Below are 985 nucleotides of genomic sequence, written 5' to 3' on the forward strand. Positions count from 1 at the left end.
ACCGGACCCACCCCGCCATCCCACGGAATGCAGCTGTTGCTGTTGCCGTTGCTTCGGCCGTTGCCGTTGCCGTTGCCGTTGCTGTTGCTGTTGCTGTTGCTGTTGATTCGGCAGGTGCAGGGCGCAGCCCTGCCGGGCACATCACTCTCAGCGCCTGGGCGCGAGCTGCTCCAGCATCTCCCACGATTTCAGGCCGCGTGCGCCAAGGTGATGAGCCAGCACCCGCCGCATCGGCAGGCGCAGGCTGGCCAGATCGGCGGCGTCCGGCTCGTCGTCGGCTGCCAGGGCCAACAGTGCTGAACCCGTAGCCGCCTCGCGACGCTCGCCGCCACGCTCACTGAGCAGGCGCTGCGGTCCTTCCTGCGGGTCCAGTTCATAGCGCGCCGCCGGGTCGATCGGCTGGCCATCGCTGTCGGTCTCCAGATCGAAACCCACGCCCAGCGCCGCCAGCAGCTCACGTTCGAACCGGCGCAGGGTCCAGGCCAGTCCGGCACCCACGGCCAGGCGCGCACGCGCTTCGCCGTAGGCCAGGTACAGCTCCGGCAGCGGATCCTGGCGCGGTGCCAGGCGCAGGGTCAGTTCACTGAGATAGAACCCGGCCAGCATGGCCTGGCCGAGCAGGCGCGGCGCCACATCCAGCGCTTCAGCACCGCGCAGCTGGGCCAGTTCGCCACGCTGCAGCGCGCTGAAGCGGATCCACTGCAGAGGCTGCAGGGCCGCTCGCAGCACCTGGCCCTTGGCGGTGGAAACGCCACGCGCGAGCAGGCCGATCCGGCCGTGCTCGGCGCTCAATACCTCGACCAGCAGACTGGTCTCGCGATAGGCCCGCGCATGCAGCACGAAGCCGGTGTCGTCCTCGATCAGCATCGAAGCGACCGTCGCGGCTTATTCGTAGCCGAAGGCCGTCAGCGCGGCCTCGTCATCGGACCAGCCCTCACGCACGCGCACCCAGGTTTCCAGGAACACCTTGGCACCGAACAGACGC

1 protein-coding gene and 1 pseudogene are annotated in these 985 nt (G+C 68.9%); both read right to left on the bottom strand.

What is annotated here, in order from left to right; translation table 11 throughout:
- Positions 1–147 precede the first annotated feature (147 nt).
- Positions 148–867, bottom strand: coding sequence for a DNA repair protein RecO (gene recO, locus DBR20_RS19450; RefSeq protein WP_108267792.1), 720 nt, complete (start codon positions 865–867; stop codon positions 148–150).
- An 18-nt stretch (positions 868–885) separates the two neighbouring features.
- Positions 886–985: pseudogene (locus tag DBR20_RS23490) on the bottom strand (GTPase Era); the annotation flags it as partial.

Origin of the sequence: Stenotrophomonas sp. HMWF023, assembly GCF_003060985.1 — a bacterium.
GTDB classification, from domain to species: domain Bacteria; phylum Pseudomonadota; class Gammaproteobacteria; order Xanthomonadales; family Xanthomonadaceae; genus Stenotrophomonas; species Stenotrophomonas lactitubi.

Bases quoted from the DNA above. Each gene is read 5' to 3' on its own strand.
- recO (WP_108267792.1), bottom strand. From the start codon at position 867: ATGCTGATCGAGGACGACACCGGCTTCGTGCTGCATGCGCGGGCCTAT.